Source organism: Nostoc sp. (genome assembly GCF_036917195.1).
Lineage (GTDB): Bacteria > Cyanobacteriota > Cyanobacteriia > Cyanobacteriales > Nostocaceae > Nostoc.
In genome coordinates, this window is the sequence record NZ_JBALDG010000073.1 from 149,192 (window position 1) to 166,941 (window position 17,750).

The window sequence follows — 17,750 nt, forward strand, 5'->3', positions numbered from 1 at the left end:
ATAGACTTGTTGATAACTAGGGGGATTAATGTTTCTAGCATTGCGTTGCGATCGCCTCAGTTGCTTGACTGAGTTCAATATCGCAATTTTCTTTTGTGGTTATTTATTTGACTTGTAGTGACTTAAATTGACTTGTCTTGACATATCTTGACTAGCCGCCAATCTCTGGAAACGCAAGCTAAACTGAACTTTAAGGCAATTTCACATTAGGTATATGTCGTTACCAAGGGACTTCCTGACACAACTAGAGCAATACAGCGAATTATCAAACCGAGAAAAGGCGGTCTTTTTAGAAATCTTTGGTAATGGCAGGAGTCGAGGTCAAGTTACACAAACGTTCAACATCTCTAATAGCAATCTCAGTAGTTGTCTAACGGGGATTTACAAGAAATTCTGTATTAGTGGTAGTGGGCCTGTGAAAGAATCCCGCTTGCGAGAGTATCTCGAAAAGCGATATTCACAGCAGAAACCTTCTGATAACTCAACGGCTGATTTTGCAGAGGATGATATTGATGTTCTAGTTCAAGAAATCCGCGAGAAGGTGAAACTCAGCGTTAAAGAAAAGTGTGGAACTATGCGGGTGCTGGATATGCCCCAGCCAATTGAATTAACCGGAGAGCGAGGCATCTATACCAACGTCAACATTCTGGAGAAAATCACAGGACGCAGGCGACTGGATATCCCTGAACTGTTGCAAAACTGCGATCCAGAATACTTTGATCACTTTGGACTCAGCCGAGTAATAGAGAAGCAAGTATCGGGACTGGAAGTGGTGCAACGCTACAGTAAGCTAATGGTTTTGGGAAAACCCGGAGCAGGTAAGACCACATTTTTGAAGTATTTGGCGATGCAGTGCATTGAGGGGCAATATTTGACAAACCGAGTTCCCTTATTTATCTCCCTCAAGGACTTTGCAGAAGCGCCTAAACAGCCAGATGTATTGAAATATATTGCTCAACAATTATCAAGTTGTGGAGTGAATAATGCCAATTTTAGAGCAGATCAATTATTGAAAGAAGGTAAGACATTAGTGTTACTAGATGGGTTGGATGAAGTTCGTGAAGAGGATACGAAGCGTGTCTTACGACAAATTCTGGATCTTTCTGAGCAGTTTCATACTAATCAGTTCATGATTACCTGTCGAATTGCTGCCAAAGAATACACCTTTGAACGATTTACTGAGGTGGAAATGGCAGATTTTGACCAAAAGCAAATCGCCATTTTTGCCGAAAACTGGTTTCGGTTAAGCGACCCCGTAAAAGCTGAAAGATTCATCCACAAGCTGCAAGATAACGAACCAATTCAAGAATTAGCAACCAATCCATTATTGTTAACGCTGCTGTGTTTGGTGTTTGGGGAAAGCGCAGATTTTCCAGCAAATCGTTCTGAGCTTTATAAAGAAGGCTTGGATGTATTGCTAAAAAAATGGGATGCCAAACGCAACATTGAGCGCGATCAAGTTTATAAAAACCTATCGCAGCACCGTAAGGAAGATTTGCTGAGTCAAATTGCCCTTACTAGCTTTGAGCAGAAAGATTATTTCTTTAAGCAAAAAACGGTTGAAGCATACATTGCTGACTTCATTCGTAACTTACGTGATGCTCGTACTGAGCTAAAAGAATTGGAACTAGACAGCGAAGGTGTTTTGAAGGCGATTGAAGCACAACATGGGCTACTAGTAGAACGGGCAAAGGGTATCTATTCCTTTTCACATCTAACTTTTCAAGAATATTTTACTGCTAGGGAGATTGTTGCTAATTCTGCTTGGGAAAATTTAGCGACTCACATCACTGAAAAACGCTGGAGAGAAGTGTTTTTGCTTACCGTCGGTATGATGCGAAATGCTGATAAATTGGTATTCTTGATGAAGCGAGAAATTGATAACTTACTGGCTAAGGATGAGAAGTTGCAACAGTTTTTAATATGGCTTCACAAAAAATCTCTGTCTGTTGTGTGTCACGATGAATTAGTGGTTATCCGAGTTTTTTATCTATGTTTAGAGCTTATTTATAACTTTGATTTTTTAGAAAATGATGAACATATTGAATTAGCCGATTATTTTGGAATAATTGGCATTCATAACCATTACTTAATTTATGAAAACTCTAGTGGTCTTGATAAGGCTTACTATGATTTGCTTGCATATGAGAATTATGCTTATTTTTCTCCTAATAATAGTATTTTTAGTGATATTAAGGAAATACTTTCTTATGAAAATAAAATGGAGTTAATTCTAGTAATTAACCAACTTAAGAATGAGTTGCCAAACCCTAATCAGAGCGAAGAACAATTTCAGAAATGGTGGAAAGAAAATAGAGATCATTGGTGTAAACAAATAAAGCTTGTAGTTTCTAATTATCGTAATATTTGTCATGACTGGCAGTTAAGCGAGGCACAACAGGAATCATTATTCCAGTATTACGATGCAAATGTACTGCTGATGGATTGTCTAGAGAGCGATTGTTATGTTAGCTGTGAAGTCAGGCAGGAAATTGAAAATAGTTTGCTATTACCAATAAGTGAATTAAAAATTAAAAATTAAAATTTGGAAAAATAAAGAGATTTTTATATGGTGAGTAAGAGGAGCTGTGCGCTCAGGAGAAATAAGGCATACATCCTCAGCGCAAAGCAGGCGATCGCTCATTCTCCAGACGTGAGATTATCCAAAACTTGCTGGAATTCTGCTGGGGAAGGAATAGCGATCGCACCCATTACACAATTTGCACTGACTGAGTATTAATTTCTGTTAAATTAACCAATCTTATATCATTTGTAAACAATGTTGCATTTAGAGATTTTGCAGTTGCTACAATTATTGCGTCAGGAAGCCTGAGTTTGTATTGTTTGCGAAATGCAATTGTTAAATTTTTAATATTACTATCAATACCAATGATTGTAATTTTATTTAAAAAATCAATAATTTGTGTTTCTTCTTCTAAACTGAGACTCGGATAAGAGAGCAATTCAATCTCAGTAATCACTGAAATAATATATTGTCCTGATAGTAGTGGATTTACCAAGCGACCACCCAAAAAATACAAAACAACATTTGTATCTAAAAAAATCAAAGGTTGTGTCAACACTACTCATCCCTAATTTGCTGCTGATATTCCAAAGGGTCTTGAGTTAGTTGAATTACGCCCGCATACTGGTTTAAATTAAACTTTTGTTTTTGTTGTGATTGATAAGCTTCTAATATCTTCTCAATTTGCTGCCAGTCCTGATAATCAATCAACACTGCTACCGGACACATCGCTTCATCAGTCACAATTTTTTTCTTAAAAGGTAGCATAATTTTCTACATCAGATGCAATGTTTAACTATTTGATCGTAACTCCAAAACAAAAAATTTATCAGGACAATATTACTCTCGTCCTTAAAAGCGATAAGTTGCTCGGTCATGAATTAAAACAAAAAGTACCTCTGTGCCATTGGTAAAACTGTCGCAGGTTCACAAATCAGCAACTCACCATCTGCCCTGACTTCATAGGTTTCTGGATCAACTTCAATGTGGGGTAGTGCATCATTCAGCTTCATATCCCGCTTACTCAATTGGCGTGTTCCAGAAACTGCAACTGCTGACTTTTGTAAACCTAGCTGGCTAGGAATTTCTTTCTCGAAAGCTGCTTGCGAAACAAAAGTTAATGATGTGGTATGACGCGCCCCTGCAAAACTACCAAACATCGGTCGCATATGCACTGGTTGCGGTGTGGGAATACTGGCGTTGGCATCGCCCATTTGTGACCATGCAATCATTCCGCCTTTAATGACTATCTCTGGTTTCACCCCAAAAAACGCCGATCGCCACAAACATAAATCTGCTAATTTTCCCTCTTCCACTGAACCCACATATTGAGCAATTCCATGAGCGATCGCCGGATTAATCGTATACTTAGCAACATATCTTTTTGCCCTAAAGTTGTCTGCTTTTTGCTCCGTTCCTTGCAAGTTAAGAGTTCCGCGTTGCACCTTCATTTTGTGAGATGTCTGCCAGGTGCGAATTATCACTTCACCTACCCTTCCCATTGCCTGGGAGTCGGAAGAAATCATGCTAAATGCACCTAAGTCGTGCAAAATGTCTTCAGCAGCAATGGTTTCTCGGCGGATGCGGGACTCGGCAAAAGCGACATCTTCAGCGATCGCTGGATCGAGGTGATGGCATACCATCAACATATCCAGGTGTTCGTCTAAAGTGTTGAGGGTGTAAGGACGTGTGGGATTGGTAGAAGATGGCAGAACATTGGCTTGGCCGCAAACTTTGATGATATCTGGTGCGTGTCCGCCGCCTGCGCCTTCAGTGTGGTAGGTGTGGATGGTACGATTCTTAAAAGCTGCGATCGTATCTTCGACAAATCCGGCTTCGTTCAGGGTATCAGTATGAATCGCTACTTGTACATCATATTCATCGGCAACACTGAGGCAAGTATCAATTGCTGCGGGTGTGGTTCCCCAATCTTCATGTAGTTTTAACCCCATTGCACCGGCGGCTAGTTGTTCTACAAGTCCTTGGGGTTGACTAGCGTTACCTTTACCCAAAAATCCTAAGTTGACGGGAAAAGCATCAGCAGCTTGTAGCATTCGGTAAATATTCCAAGGGCCGGGGGTGCAGGTAGTTGCATTTGTACCTGTAGCTGGGCCAGTACCACCGCCGATCATTGTGGTAATCCCAGAAGCGATCGCCACTTCAATTTGTTGGGGACAAATAAAATGAATATGGGCATCGATGCCGCCAGCAGTGAGAATCATTCCTTCACCTGCTAAGGCTTCAGTTCCGGGGCCGATAATAATATCTATATTGTCTTGAATATAAGGATTTCCGGCTTTACCAATTTTGAAAATCTTGCCATCTTTAACGCCAATATCTGCTTTGACAATACCCCACCAATCGAGAATTAAGGCATTAGTAATTACTAAATCTACAGCACCATCAGCGTTAGAAATTGGGGATTGTCCCATTCCGTCTCTGATGACTTTACCGCCGCCAAATTTCACTTCATCGCCGTAGGTGGTGAAATCTTGTTCAACTTCAATAAATAATTCTGTGTCTGCAAGTCGGATGTGATCGCCTACTGTCGGCCCATAAGTTTCGGCGTAGGCGCGGCGATCCATTCTGTAACTCATAACTATTCCTCACAAACTGCGAATTTGGAATTTTTCAAACCTCATCCGGAAACCATTCCCTTCAAGTGATAGCGATCGCTTCATCTTTCACTTCCCAAACAGGCGGTTCATTGTACCACTCCATTTTCATAGCTACAGAGAACCGTTAATTTTGGCATTGAAGCCGTAGACTTTGCGAGTTCCAACTAAAGAAACTAATACGACTTCTTTTTCGTCGCCTGGTTCAAAGCGGATTGCAGTGCCTGCGGGGATATCGAGGCGCATTCCTCGCGCTTGTTCTCGGTCAAAATTTAAGGCAGCGTTGACTTCATAAAAGTGATAATGGGAACCGATTTGTATGGGGCGATCGCCTGTATTTGACACTTGTAATTTTATAGTTGGACGACCAACGTTTAGTTCAATTTCACCTGCTGGTGTGAAAATTTCGCCAGGAATCATAATAAATTAAAAATTCCAAATTTAACGAATTGGATTATGTACTGTAACTAACTTTGTGCCATCAGTAAAAGTTGCTTCAACCTGCACTTCATGCACCATTTCTGATATCCCTTCCATGACATCATCCCGCGTTAATAGTGTTGTACCATAACTCATCAATTCAGCTACAGTTTGTCCATCTCTGGCACCTTCTAAAATCGCAGCAGAAATATAAGCGATCGCTTCGGGATAATTCAGTTTTAAACCTCTTCCTTTACGTCTTTCTGCTAATAAAGCAGCAGTAAAAATTAAGAGCTTATCTTTTTCTTGCGGCGTCAATTGCATTCTTACCTCCTCTGTGTTCTCTGCGCCTCTGCGGTTCGTTCAAACCTGCCACACTCTTGGTATACAATTACCACGATTCAAAAAAGAAACTCGCAGCAGCTGCCAAACATTAATAAACCAGTTTCTCACCTCAGATGTGGAAGAACCGCGATATCGACACAATAATCCATGTTGTAACCTCGTAACACCCGCTTCTCCTTCCCCATCCCATAAATCTCGCGTTTTTTCGAGGATTTCTGCTGAAACTGCACCACCAACCCAAAGGAGACTACCTACTATTGGTTTTCCAGCCAAGCCGTGAGGACTGTGAAAAATATCTTCGCTACCCGGTAAGTATTGCCGATCAATCCATAAAGGAATACCTTCTTGCCAAATTTCGGTATGCGATCGCCATTCCCCTTGCAAGAATTTCTCTCCTCTAGCACTGCGACCAAATCGGGTAATTTCCCAGCCTAACCAACTTGCCCCGGTTGCTAATTCTACCCGTAAATCTTGCCGATAAATCGCACCGTTAAATAAAATTGTCTCTTGCGGCAACCATTCTAAACAAGCACCAGCATCAGCTTGCATTTGGATGGTTTGTCTAGCTTGTAAGCCATTGCTGCGATATATCTTGCTTGCAGCCGCTGTGGTGATTAAAGCTTGGGCTTGGGCTTGGAGGTGGATATTAGAGGATAAGCGATCGCCTCCCACCATTCCCCCAGCTGTATGTAAAATTACGCTATGACAAACTTTTTCCCCTTCTGGATAAAATGGGCGTTGTACTTTCAGGGGCGCTTGTTGGTGATTGTAAATTAATTGTGTTTTACCCTGGCGATCAGCATAGACTAAATTAAGTTTGCCATGCCAACCTTTTGCTGCTTGCGGATTGCAGGTCATTTATAAATTCAAGGTTAAAGTTCACATACCTTATATTTATTTAATACATTCTCTGCTGCTTTACCTGCAATTTATGACTATTTTCTCGCCAATATTACATAATCATCTAATATATAGTGTGACTGATGCTTTTGACCCAAATACTGTTGGAGTATTGGACTTATATATAGTTGTTTAGGTAATTTTTCTTTAGCAAACTTAGCAAATTCAGCAACGGGTAAAGATGTTCTTGAACCTGTTGAAGTTAGATATTTATACCAAACTAATTCTAATCCAAGTTCTGCCAGAAATTTATGCACTACATTTTCTTCCTGCTCTTGGTTTTCAACTTGGTGAACATCGTAAACTTTGAATAACTTTTTATCTTGTACAATTAGCAGAACATAACCTGAATTTTTTAAGCTACTGACAAATATTTGCTTGTAAGTATTATTAGCTTCAACCCTCTTGACTGGATCTGCAAAGAAGCAGTGGGAAATTACGATAAAGTCGAAAAAGTCTTTGGGTAGATTATTCGATTGAGTTTTCCAATTAAAAATATCAGTAGTAACAAAACGGAAATAAGCATTTACTACGGTTAAGCGCGACTCTATATATCGTCGCCAAAACTGAAGTCCCCGAAACTGGAAGGCATCTTGTTTTTCTAAAGAGTAATAGGATATGTGCATTTGTAGTATATCAAAAAAACCGCTACTACTTTGGAGAAATAAAGCTAAACCATAAGCAACTGTTCCTGGACCTGCTGCAATATCAAGGATATTAACCTTACTTGGTAGTAAAGCCTCCTGGTAAATGAGAAACCAAGCTAAATATATACAATATACGTTTTCTAAAAAATACTTCATAAAGTAGACATGAGGAGTTAAACTAAAACGGTAGTCTGGGTCTTGTCCAATTTTTAAGTTATTAATATCCTCTAAAGCGTCTTCTAGTTTAATAAATAACTGTTTGTCAGGAATCTTACTAAATTATTCTTTGAGATATTCAACTAGCGTTGATTCAAAATCATCAAATATTCCTTCATCAATACCAGTAGATTGCAGCTTATATTCATCGTGTTCTATTAAATTAAAAATTTTATAGATATATTTAACAAATTCCTCATCTGGCATCAATATGAGATTAGCTTTTTGCTGGGATGCTGTCAGTTGTTTACTTAAAGTTTCTGTTTGTCGTTTGTATTCTTGGGAATAACGTTCAAGTTGAAGTTTATCCCTAAATAGTTTTTCTAACCATGAGAATGTTGCACCTGATTTTTGAATCTCTTGCAATAGTTGGACTGCACGTCGAATATCCCCACGTTTTAAAGATAATTTTAACTGCTGACTTCGCCACCAATTTACGATAAAGTTATTCATAACCAAATCCCTCTTTACCTTCCATAATTTCTACACCTGGAAGCTGATAAACTAACTTTTCCTTAAATTTCATATAGCTTAATTTCTCATCCTCATACCACCAAGCGTATTTTTGCTTAATTTCTTCAGCTTCTTGGCGAGTTGATGCCATAAGAGAACGACTCTGGCTAGGATGAAAAGCTTGAATTACAACTCTATCGGCGATGGCTAGTTTGTCAATAAAAGCAGCTTCATCAGTTGGTAAAGTAGGAAGTAGAGGGGTAATAGTGATAGAAATTTTGGGAAGAAAACCTTTGAAATAATCAATACTTTGTTTAATTTTAGTGATAGCATTTAATCTGGCTTTAATACTAGGCGATCGCGGTTCAAAATCTTTTCTCACTAATTCGCTACCAGTAGGAATGCTCATATTAATTCGCAATCGCTTAAATCGTTGTAAATAATCAATATCTCTAGTAATAATTGGGCTACGAGTTTGAATAACCAAAGTTGGAGTTGGATAACCGTCAATACTCACATCAAGCATTACATCCAACAACCGACGAGTCAGCTGATGTTTAGACTCAAGTGGTTGATAAGGATCAGTAACACTACTCATGTATATACTAGGAGGAATCTGGGGATTTTTTTCATACCATTTTTTTAATTCCTTCGCTAAAATTTCAGCAGCATTTTCTTTAAAAATTACCCATTTACCCCAGTCTTGGCGCATTTTAGCATTAGGGGTAAAAGCAGCAGCATAGCAATAACTACAACCGTATTGACATCCCCTGTAAGGATTCAGAGTAAAATCATAATCACCAATAAAACCAGTAGCTTTTGTTAAGAGTGATTTAGCATTTTGTGCAAAAACATTGACATCTCCAAACTTTTCTCGGACTAATTTGGTAGGAGTGCATTCGCAATAACCTTCATATTTTGGTTTTACCATATGAATCCTGATATTTATTCAGAGTGAATTAACGCACCCTACTTATTATGATTCCCATTTTTATTTTTAAATGCTCTGTCAGAAAATCGGTTGAGTGGGTTTAAGGTATGTAAGGGAGTTGTTTCAGGATTAATTTGGCTCATAGGTTTTTATGTAAAGGTAGAATATCATGCGTGCGATCGCTGTAGTTCCGAAAAGCGATACGATAGAAACGAAAGTGGTCAAAACGTAATAACTGCCTACAAAAATGGAAAGATTGCTAAACATCCACATTGAGAAATTACCTGAAGGCGTTTATTTAGCAACATCTGATGAACTTCAAGGTTTAGTAGCTCAAGGACGAACTGTTGCTGAAACTTTAGAAATTGCCCGTGATGTAGCGCGTAAGTTATTAGAAGCACAATCTCAGGATCAAGAACTAGATTATTTGCAACCAATAGCTGAACAATTTAACTATCTTTTAGTTGTAGGTCAGTAGTCAATTCATGGGACGGCTAGCTGGGTTTAGCTACAGACAGATTATCAAAATCTTAAAAACCTTTGGCTTTGTTTTTCATCAAGCCGCAGGAAATCATGAAATTTGTTCTTATACTGCGCCTCTGCGATCCATTGCAAAACCATATACATAGATATCAGCAACCTTATAGCGTTTCTCTTTTTCGCGCCATTCAATAATGCCAATTTCACTTAAAAAAGAAGCAAATTCTTCAAAGTCTGCTATATCATGTGCTGACTCTTGCCATACTGTTTGTAACTGTTCTTTAGATAAGAAGGCCAATTTACCCTTAAGAGAATCAAAAAATTTAGTCAAATCAGGGTATTCCTCTTTAATTTCTTCACACCGCTTTTCTGATGCTTTTTTCAAACCAAATTCTAAAGATTTTCCTTGAAGTAGACGGTCTGTACGAAATTTGCTTGATGATTGTCCCTTATAGCTTAGTTCTTGTTCTTTTGCTCCTTTCAGTAATATACTTAAACTCCGAGGAAAAGTAGTGCTACTTGAGTCTGTTAATCGTTCATAAACCCATCGAGATACATTTTTAGCTCTATTTCCACCTCGGCGACGACTTCCCCACAGTAATTCTAAAGCTTTATCAATTGCCTCTTCTGTAGCTTGATCAATACTTTCAAAAGCGACAGGAGAAATACGGTCAACCAAATTCTTAAAATCTTCAGATTGTATTGCTTGACGAAGTGCTAATCGTAAAAAATCAATCCTAGTCCACTGTAAGATAATATCCCGTCCAGTAAAATGACTTTTATTGTCAAAACTTAAACGATTCCATATATCTTCTCTTAAGAAGATTTTAAATCTAATTTCTGTTAATCTGTTAGCATCACAAGATTGCACTAATTGAAATAATCCAGTGAGTGCTTGCTGTCTTATTCCTCCTACTTCCGGAAAATCTTCATCTAAATCATCGTAAAGAAACCACAGTTTTTGAGAAGTATTTTTGGCTTCTTCATTAAGCAGAATATCTATGGCATCTTTGACTATGAGCCGTAGTTCAGAGTTAGTAGATAATTCTAACAAAACTTGAGTAGATTCAGACTGCCATCTTTCTTTAGGTAAATTATTAATAATTTTTCTCAATTCACTATACTTTGCACTTTTCTTTCCTTTAGGAAAGTTAAACAAATTTTCCTGATGACATCTAAGTAGTAAATAAGCTCTCCAGAAAGCTTCCCATGTGCCTCTATTTTTTTGTAAAGTTTGATGGATGATTTGAAATTCATCACGAGATGGGCGACTTTCCTGAAATCTACCATGTGCTGACAAAAATACAGTGTTATCTAACCGTCCATGAGCTAGTTTTTGAGCAACACTTTTGTGTTTTAGAAAAAGCCAATAAAGTGCAGTTTTTCCTGTGCCTTTTCGCCCTCTAATTAGGCAGGTTGTATCGTCTAAAAATCTTTCAAAATCAGTAGTACGCTGAAATAGTAGATTCAAATCTTGTCTTGGATCAGCAGCATTTACTTCAGGAAATTGCAGACTTTCAATAATATTCCACCGATGATCTATTGTATTTAAAACATTACTACGTTTGAGTTCATCAGTTTTTTCATCAATTAAGTTAGCAATTTTTGTGTAGTAATCTTGCATACCTTGTACAGGATAGCTATCAGCCAAAGCAATTGGCAAAAGATAAGGGACTACTAAAAGTTTTTCTATTGGAGTTTGAGAATTATCTAAATCTGGCTCATCTTCATCTGTTTCATAGTTTTCATTTATTACCGTATTTAATCTGTTAAGTAATGAGTACCAAATTTTTTTTACTTTCGACAAACCAATCTCAGTAATATCAGGAACAGGAGAAAAAACAAAATTAATTGATAAATTTTTTACCCATTGCAGGGATTGTATTAGCAGTTCTATTCCTTGTTTATTTTGTTCGTTAGGAAAAAGAAATACAATTGCTTCGTCAGCTGCTTGAATTAATGATAAAGCTCCCCATTGATTGATTCCAGTTCTCGAATCAATTAAGATAATATCAGGTTTTAATTGTTCATAAATTTCACGTTTGAAAACCGACCAAAGACTTTGATTTCCATCAATAATAGTAGTAGCATGAAGATCATCAACTTTGGAGACATAATCAAGATTAAGACAACCAGCAGGAACAATAAATAATCTTCCTGTGGCGTTAGATATTTTCACTTCACCAAATATTTCAGCAATTGAAATACTTGGTTCTACGTCTTCTGGTAAGTAGGAACGCTCATAAAAATAGTCAACTATTCCATATTTTGGTTGCGGCTTGAGGTTGAATGCTGTACTCAACCCAGGTGCTTCTAAATCTAAATCCACAGCTACGACTTTAAGACCACGCACTGCCAAAATTGAGGCAACATGGGTTAATGCAGTAGTTCTACCTACTCCTCCTTTAAAGGAATAAAAGGTTACGGTTCTGGGTAAACTGGGTTCACGCTGCGGAAGTTGAGGTTGATTTTGCGGATTTGCTGCTTGAATTGCTAAATCTTGCCAAGTTTGTACTGAAGCTGTATTAAAAGCCTGCGGTGCTGAAAGATTTAGTGAATCTGCTTCTTGAGGCGTATATAAGGAAATAAATCCAGGAGATAAATGAGGAACTTGTGATTTAAGTAAGTTAAAAGTTTGTTCTTTCCTCTGAGAAATAGATAAATTAATAAAGCGATCGCTTACAATAGTCAAATTCAATAAACCTGATGTAGAAATATTTAAATCAACCCATTCTTGTGAATTATGCACATATTGATTTGTAATTTCCTGCTTTAGCAAAACCTGCCAATTTTCTTGCATTTGACCACCTCTTTAAAGTTGAGTAATTTGCTTCTGTAACCACCCGTTGAGACTCCGATAAGCTTTTAACCAGCGTTTATAACTTTCATCATCAAGCTCAAGGCCAGAATAACGCATATCTATAAAATTTTGGCTATTTGGATTTTCAACTTCATCGAGCCATTTTCGCACTTCAGGAAAATTAGCAATTCTAGATTTAAGTCGATTGTGCCGATTTAATGCTTCTATGTAACTATGTCCCGGATTAGTAATAGTATGCCCAGGATTAGTAGAATCTGTCTTCCATTCCTGAGTTACACCCTTTGGTAAGGTAGCAAAAATCATTGCTTTTAATAAACACTCAATGCTTACACCTCCAAAGTGCATAGCTGCTACTTTCCTTCCAGATTGACATAGTGTTTCAGTATCAAGGTGACGGTGCATATAAGCAGCTTGGTAATCTTCCATTTTGTTATTTTCTCGTTTTAAACACCTGAATCTTGACACAAAAAAATAGCCGCTTCCGCAAAGGAAGCAGCTATTTTTACAAACAGGTCACTACAAAGTATTAGTAATCGAAGTCTCCGCCGCCAGCGCCAGCGCCAGCAGGAGCACCATCCTTAGGCTCAGGCTTGTCAACTATGATACATTCGGTTGTCAACACCATACCAGCGATAGAAGCAGCGTTTTGCAGAGCAGAACGAGTCACTTTAGCAGGGTCAACAATACCAGCGGCTAACAAATCAACGAATTCGTTTGTTGCAGCGTTGTAGCCAACACTAAATTCTTTCTCTTTCACGCGTTCAGCGATCACAGCACCATTCTGACCAGCGTTTTCAGCAATCCGCTTCAGAGGTGCAGGTAAGGCGCGAACCACAATCAAAGCACCAATCAACTCTTCATCCTTAAGATTTTCCTTCGCCCAAGTTTCCAAATCAGGAGCGAGGTGAGCCAGAGTTGTACCACCGCCAGGAACGATACCTTCTTCCACAGCAGCTTTGGTAGCGTTGATAGCGTCTTCTAGGCGCAGTTTCTTGTCTTTCATTTCGGTTTCGGTAGCTGCACCCACTTTCACCACAGCTACACCACCAGAGAGTTTAGCAAGACGCTCTTGCAGTTTCTCTTTGTCGTAGGAAGATTCGGTTTCATCGATTTGACGACGAATCTGTTCGACACGAGCCTTAACAGCAGCTTCGTTACCTTCGGCAACAATTGTGGTGCTGTCCTTGGTTATGGTGACGCGGCGAGCTTTACCCAAGCTATCCAGCTTGGTATTGTCTAGCTTCAGACCGGCATCTTCGGTAACTAGTTGACCACCAGTTAAAACAGCGATGTCTTCTAGCAGTGCTTTGCGGCGATCGCCAAAGCCAGGAGCCTTAACAGCAGCCACGTTGAGTACACCGCGCAAACGGTTTACTACTAAGGTTGCCAAAGCTTCTTTTTCAATATCTTCAGCGATAATCACCAAAGGACGACCAGCACGAGCAACTTGCTCCAACACTGGTACAAGGTCTTGTACTAGAGCGATTTTCTTATCGGTCAGCAGTAGGAAAGGCTCATCAAAAACCGCTTCCATCCGTTCAGCGTCGGTAGCGAAATAAGGAGAGATGTAGCCTTTGTCAAAACGCATCCCTTCAGTAATTTCTAACTCGGTGAACATAGATTTCCCTTCTTCTAGGGAAATTACGCCTTCTTTGCCCACCTTGTCCATTGCTTGAGCAATCATCTGACCGACTTCTTCGTCATTACCAGCCGAGATCGCACCAACTTGGGCAATGGCTTTGGAATCTTCCACTGGACGGGCGTGTTCAGCAATTTTTTCTACGAGGAAGCTGGTAGCTTTGTCAATACCACGCTTCAGCGAAATTGCATTAGCACCAGCTGCAACGTTCCGCAAGCCTTCTTTGACGATCGCATGAGCTAAAACGGTGGCAGTGGTGGTGCCATCGCCCGCAGCATCGTTGGTCTTAGAAGCAGCTTGACGAATCAAAGCTACGCCAGTGTTTTCAATGTGGTCTTCTAATTCGATTTCTTTGGCAATGGTTACACCGTCATTGACAATTTGCGGTGCGCCAAATTTCTTTTCTAGAACTACGTTACGACCTTTGGGGCCAAGGGTAACAGCTACAGACTCAGCCAGGATGTCAATGCCTCGTTCTAGAGCGCGACGGGCGTTTTCGTTGTAGATAATGCGCTTTGCCATAGGTGTCTAAATCCAGGGATTAGGTCAATTTTTTCTTGAATTGGGTATTAAGGATTGGGGATTGGGGAACTTGGGGTTCCTTCTAGGGATAAGGGGTAATGGGGATTGGGGATTGTTCCCATACGCCATAACCTATACCTGATAACCCATAGCCCTCATAACCCATTAGACAACGACTGCTAAAATATCTTTTTCAGAAAGCAGTACATATTCTTCGGTGCCGAGCTTGATGTCGGTGCCAGCGTACTTCGAGTACAGCACCTTATCACCGACTTTAATTTCCAATTCCTGACGGCTACCGTCATCGTTACGCTTGCCAGGACCAAGGGCGACTACTTCCCCTACCTGGGGCTTTTCCTTGGCGGTATCAGGCAAATACAAACCACCTGCGGTCTTTTCCTCAGAGGCGTTCACTTTTACGAAAACGCGATCGCTCAAAGGTTTAACTGTAGAAACGCTTAAAGATAAAGCAGCCATATTATTTCCTCCAGAGTTTAGCACTCTCAACTCCTGAGTGCTAATCTACCGAAAAGTGGCGTCCAATGGCAAGAATTCCTTGAGTACGGGTTCCCGAACTAGAAGATCATTAAGGTACTTAAGTATAAATGCTTAATTATTTCTAGTTTTTAGGTTCCGTTCCGTAAGTTACGAATATTTTTATCTGGTCAACTTTATTTGCAAAGCTTGGAAATTGTTATAGAACTGTAATCAGGGAGCCACTCGATAAGTAACAATACAGTGATCCAGTCTAGCCATCAAATCCCCAAAACCACTAAGTCTGTCGAACATCAAGCCCTGAGTAATTGTGTAGAAACTTTAGGACTTGCAAAAATTCAGCGACACATTTTTATTTGCGCTGACCAGACAATTGCTAACTGCTGCTCAAAACGAGCTAGTCTGGAATCCTGGGAATACTTCAAAAAGCGACTTAAAGAGTTAAAACTTGATGAGCCGCAACAAAGTTATCCCATTTGCGTCTGTCTTCAGAACTAAAGCCAACTGCTTGCGCGTTTGTTGTTCTGGACTCATAATGGTGGTTTATCCCGATGGGGCCTGGTATTGCCAAGCAAACCCTGAAATTCCCCTGCGGCTCATCCGAGAACACTTAATAGGCAATAAGGTGGTAGAAGAATATGCATTTTCAACCCATCCTTTGCCAGAAACTTCCTTAGTTTCTTGTGAACACCTCATAGAGGCTTAACAACCAAAGGATATGTTATAGCAGTAAGCTTTAAGAAAGTGCGGGTTGGTTTTGAGGTAGGGTCATCTTTAAGCCAATACTTACTTGTAAGTCAGAAAGATTATTATTTAATCAGTGTTTTTTACCCCGCCCCTTTCAAAGCGATATATAATAGCGCATTATAGATACTACTGCTATACGTATCCTTGCTGGACTTTTGCTATCGAGCTACTAGTCTATTGAAAGTGCTCGGCATTTTTGAGACTTCGAGACAGTAAAGGCAAGTTAAGTAGGAAAAAGGACACATCTCGAATAACCCACCATAGAGGATAAATATTCAAGACTTTGATGGACCGAAGCGCGACAAGTGCCACTGCTATGAAAGAGCCCAGCATGAAAGATCACAAACGACTTCTATTGATTGATGATGACCCTAACCTCATCTTGCTGGTGAAGGATTACTTGGAATTCCGGGGATACGAAGTCATCACCGCCGAAAATGGACGTGAAGCTCTGGAAATTTTAGAGCAAGATGTTCCAGACATGATTATCTGCGACGTGATGATGCCGGAAATGGACGGATATACTTTTGTGGAACAAGTCCGGCAAAACGAACGCACCAGCTGGATTCCGGTTCTTTTCCTTTCAGCTAAGGGACAAAGTGCAGACCGAGTTAAGGGTTTAAATAAAGGTGCTGATGTTTATATGGTCAAACCCTTTGAACCAGAAGAACTCGTAGCACAAGTTGAATCTTCGCTGAAACAAACTATCCGTTGGAAAGAACACCAAGCAAAAGGAGGCGAAAACAGTTCCCGCATCCAGGTTCCCTTCGATGTGCAATTAACCCCAACCGAACTGAAAGTAGTCCAGTTTGTCGCTAGGGGTTTAGCTAACCGGGAAATTGCTGAAGAACTTAATGTTAGTCAGCGTACAGTTGAAAGCCATGTGTCCAATATGTTGGGCAAAACCAATCTACACAACCGCACTGAACTAGCGCGGTGGGCGATTGAAAATCAAATGGCATAGCCGATCTTAGATTTTGGATTTTGGATTATAAATCTAAAATCCAAAATCCGAAATCAAAAATTGATTACCACCCATCTTCTTCAGGACTGGATTGGTCCAAAACTTCTAAATCCAACTCATCCAGGTAAGTTAAGGCGCTTTCAATCTGGGAAACAGTACCTCGCAGTTGTAGATGGAAGCAACTATGTTGTAGCACGTTTGTGCTTACCTGAGCATCAGCAATAATTATTGTGATCCCATATGAGAAACCAGTCGTGAAATGACTGGTTCCTCATGCAAGTCTTTAGGAATACGAATCTGGATACAAGTTTAGGTGCGTCTATTATCTAAAATACCAGTATTAGATTTTACTTATTTATTCAAAATTGCCATTCTAGCTTCCTACTTGACTTCTTGGATGAGGGTTTTGCTTTGAACGATTTCTTTTAACACTAGCTTTACTTATCCTACGCAAGCAAACAAGAAACTATTTGCCTTGGCAAGCCATTAATCTAAATGTAGTAAATGTGAAAAATTGCTCATAATCAGGTAGTTACGAGGTTGATTGTTATTTTATAGCGGTTTTCCATCAGATTGAATATAACCAATCTGTAGGGGTACAACAATTGTTGTACCCCTAATTTCTTTTGTATATAATAAATATTATTGCAGCTACGTGTTCTAAATATTATACGTTACTTTTTCAGAGTTTTAGGGAACTCTATTACTAGAACCTTAAAGATTTAGCCCTCTGTTTAGATATAAATAAAAGTTAATTCTTTAGGATATTTACTTCTGTGTAATGACCTATTGTATAAATCCCCATTGTCCAAAACCTGTTGACTCAGTGAATGCAAATAACCTTATTTGCCGTAACTGTGGATCAGAAATACTGTTGCAAGGTCGCTATCGGGTACTCAAACAACTAGGACAAGGTGGCTTTGGTAACACTTTTGAAATTGACAAGTGTGGGAAAACTAAAGTCTTAACGGGACTTAGACAAAAATTAAGCCCAAATAAAACCCAAGCTCGCTTTATAAGCAGCAAATAGT

General features: G+C 39.4%; 19 protein-coding genes. 6 read left to right on the forward strand and 13 right to left on the reverse strand.

The window, feature by feature from the left end; genetic code table 11:
- Positions 1–214 precede the first annotated feature (214 nt).
- Both V7K40_RS24665 and V7K40_RS24670 read left to right on the forward strand, forming a co-directional pair.
- Positions 215–2,542 carry an NACHT domain-containing NTPase gene (locus V7K40_RS24665; protein WP_334964399.1) on the forward strand — a complete coding sequence of 776 codons (2,328 nt, stop codon included), beginning with the start codon at positions 215–217 and terminating at the stop codon, positions 2,540–2,542.
- A gap of 27 nt (positions 2,543–2,569) precedes the next feature.
- Positions 2,570–2,740, forward strand: coding sequence for a hypothetical protein (locus V7K40_RS24670; RefSeq protein WP_334964401.1), 171 nt, complete (start codon positions 2,570–2,572; stop codon positions 2,738–2,740).
- On the opposite strand, the gene V7K40_RS24675 is transcribed toward V7K40_RS24670, so the two are convergent.
- From V7K40_RS24675 to V7K40_RS24715, 9 genes are all read right to left on the reverse strand, one after another.
- Complete coding sequence (locus tag V7K40_RS24675; RefSeq protein ID WP_334964403.1) at positions 2,712–3,083, reverse strand: type II toxin-antitoxin system VapC family toxin; 372 nt, start codon at positions 3,081–3,083, stop codon at positions 2,712–2,714. The two genes, V7K40_RS24670 and V7K40_RS24675, sit on opposite strands and share 29 nt — an antisense overlap.
- On the reverse strand, positions 3,083–3,292 hold the full coding sequence (locus V7K40_RS24680) for a hypothetical protein (protein WP_334964405.1): 210 nt from the start codon (positions 3,290–3,292) through the stop codon (positions 3,083–3,085). The genes V7K40_RS24675 and V7K40_RS24680 overlap by 1 nt, the downstream gene beginning before the upstream one ends.
- 113 nt (positions 3,293–3,405) lie before the next feature.
- Positions 3,406–5,121, reverse strand: coding sequence for an urease subunit alpha (gene ureC / locus V7K40_RS24685; RefSeq protein WP_334964407.1), 1,716 nt, complete (start codon positions 5,119–5,121; stop codon positions 3,406–3,408).
- A gap of 132 nt (positions 5,122–5,253) precedes the next feature.
- Positions 5,254–5,559, reverse strand: coding sequence for an urease subunit beta (locus V7K40_RS24690; protein ID WP_334964409.1), 306 nt, complete (start codon positions 5,557–5,559; stop codon positions 5,254–5,256).
- A 21-nt stretch (positions 5,560–5,580) separates the two neighbouring features.
- Positions 5,581–5,883, reverse strand: coding sequence for an urease subunit gamma (gene ureA / locus V7K40_RS24695; RefSeq protein ID WP_334964411.1), 303 nt, complete (start codon positions 5,881–5,883; stop codon positions 5,581–5,583).
- A gap of 39 nt (positions 5,884–5,922) precedes the next feature.
- Positions 5,923–6,762 carry an urease accessory protein UreD gene (locus V7K40_RS24700; RefSeq protein ID WP_334964414.1) on the reverse strand — a complete coding sequence of 280 codons (840 nt, stop codon included), beginning with the start codon at positions 6,760–6,762 and terminating at the stop codon, positions 5,923–5,925.
- A gap of 77 nt (positions 6,763–6,839) precedes the next feature.
- Positions 6,840–7,607, reverse strand: a complete 768-nt coding sequence (locus V7K40_RS24705; RefSeq protein WP_334964416.1) for a hypothetical protein — start codon at positions 7,605–7,607, stop codon at positions 6,840–6,842.
- Between the two features lie 123 nt (positions 7,608–7,730).
- Positions 7,731–8,120 carry a hypothetical protein gene (locus V7K40_RS24710; RefSeq protein ID WP_334964417.1) on the reverse strand — a complete coding sequence of 130 codons (390 nt, stop codon included), beginning with the start codon at positions 8,118–8,120 and terminating at the stop codon, positions 7,731–7,733.
- Entirely contained in the window at positions 8,113–9,051 is a 939-nt protein-coding gene (locus V7K40_RS24715) for a radical SAM protein (RefSeq protein WP_334964418.1), read from the reverse strand. The genes V7K40_RS24710 and V7K40_RS24715 overlap by 8 nt, the downstream gene beginning before the upstream one ends.
- A 247-nt stretch (positions 9,052–9,298) precedes the next feature.
- Between V7K40_RS24715 and V7K40_RS24720 the strand changes: the two genes are divergently transcribed.
- Positions 9,299–9,529 (forward strand): DUF1902 domain-containing protein, encoded by a 231-nt coding sequence (locus tag V7K40_RS24720; protein ID WP_334964419.1) that lies wholly within the window; start codon positions 9,299–9,301, stop codon positions 9,527–9,529.
- A gap of 108 nt (positions 9,530–9,637) precedes the next feature.
- Here the strand turns inward: V7K40_RS24720 and V7K40_RS24725 are convergent, their stop codons facing one another.
- The 4 genes from V7K40_RS24725 to groES all read right to left on the reverse strand — a co-directional run bounded on the left by V7K40_RS24725 (position 9,638) and on the right by groES (position 14,990).
- The gene (locus tag V7K40_RS24725; RefSeq protein WP_334964420.1) at positions 9,638–12,331 is read right to left on the reverse strand and encodes an AAA family ATPase; all 2,694 of its coding nucleotides are present in this window, start codon (positions 12,329–12,331) and stop codon (positions 9,638–9,640) included.
- Between the two features lie 12 nt (positions 12,332–12,343).
- Positions 12,344–12,778: a hypothetical protein gene (locus tag V7K40_RS24730; protein ID WP_334964422.1), complete on the reverse strand. Its 435-nt coding sequence runs from the start codon at positions 12,776–12,778 to the stop codon at positions 12,344–12,346.
- Between the two features lie 100 nt (positions 12,779–12,878).
- Complete coding sequence (gene groL / locus V7K40_RS24735; RefSeq protein WP_334964424.1) at positions 12,879–14,513, reverse strand: chaperonin GroEL; 1,635 nt, start codon at positions 14,511–14,513, stop codon at positions 12,879–12,881.
- A 165-nt stretch (positions 14,514–14,678) separates the two neighbouring features.
- Complete coding sequence (groES, locus tag V7K40_RS24740) at positions 14,679–14,990, reverse strand: co-chaperone GroES (protein WP_190729978.1); 312 nt, start codon at positions 14,988–14,990, stop codon at positions 14,679–14,681.
- Positions 14,991–15,459: 469 nt separating this feature from the next.
- Between groES and V7K40_RS24745 the strand changes: the two genes are divergently transcribed.
- From V7K40_RS24745 to V7K40_RS24755, 3 genes are all read left to right on the forward strand, one after another.
- A complete protein-coding gene (locus V7K40_RS24745) occupies positions 15,460–15,714 on the forward strand; it encodes a hypothetical protein (RefSeq protein ID WP_334964426.1) in 255 nt (84 codons plus the stop codon).
- Positions 15,715–16,041: 327 nt separating this feature from the next.
- Positions 16,042–16,719, forward strand: a complete 678-nt coding sequence (locus V7K40_RS24750) for a response regulator transcription factor (protein WP_273767301.1) — start codon at positions 16,042–16,044, stop codon at positions 16,717–16,719.
- 781 nt (positions 16,720–17,500) lie between these two features.
- Positions 17,501–17,749, forward strand: coding sequence for a 4-Cys prefix domain-containing protein (locus V7K40_RS24755; RefSeq protein ID WP_334964428.1), 249 nt, complete (start codon positions 17,501–17,503; stop codon positions 17,747–17,749).
- Position 17,750 lies beyond the last annotated feature (1 nt).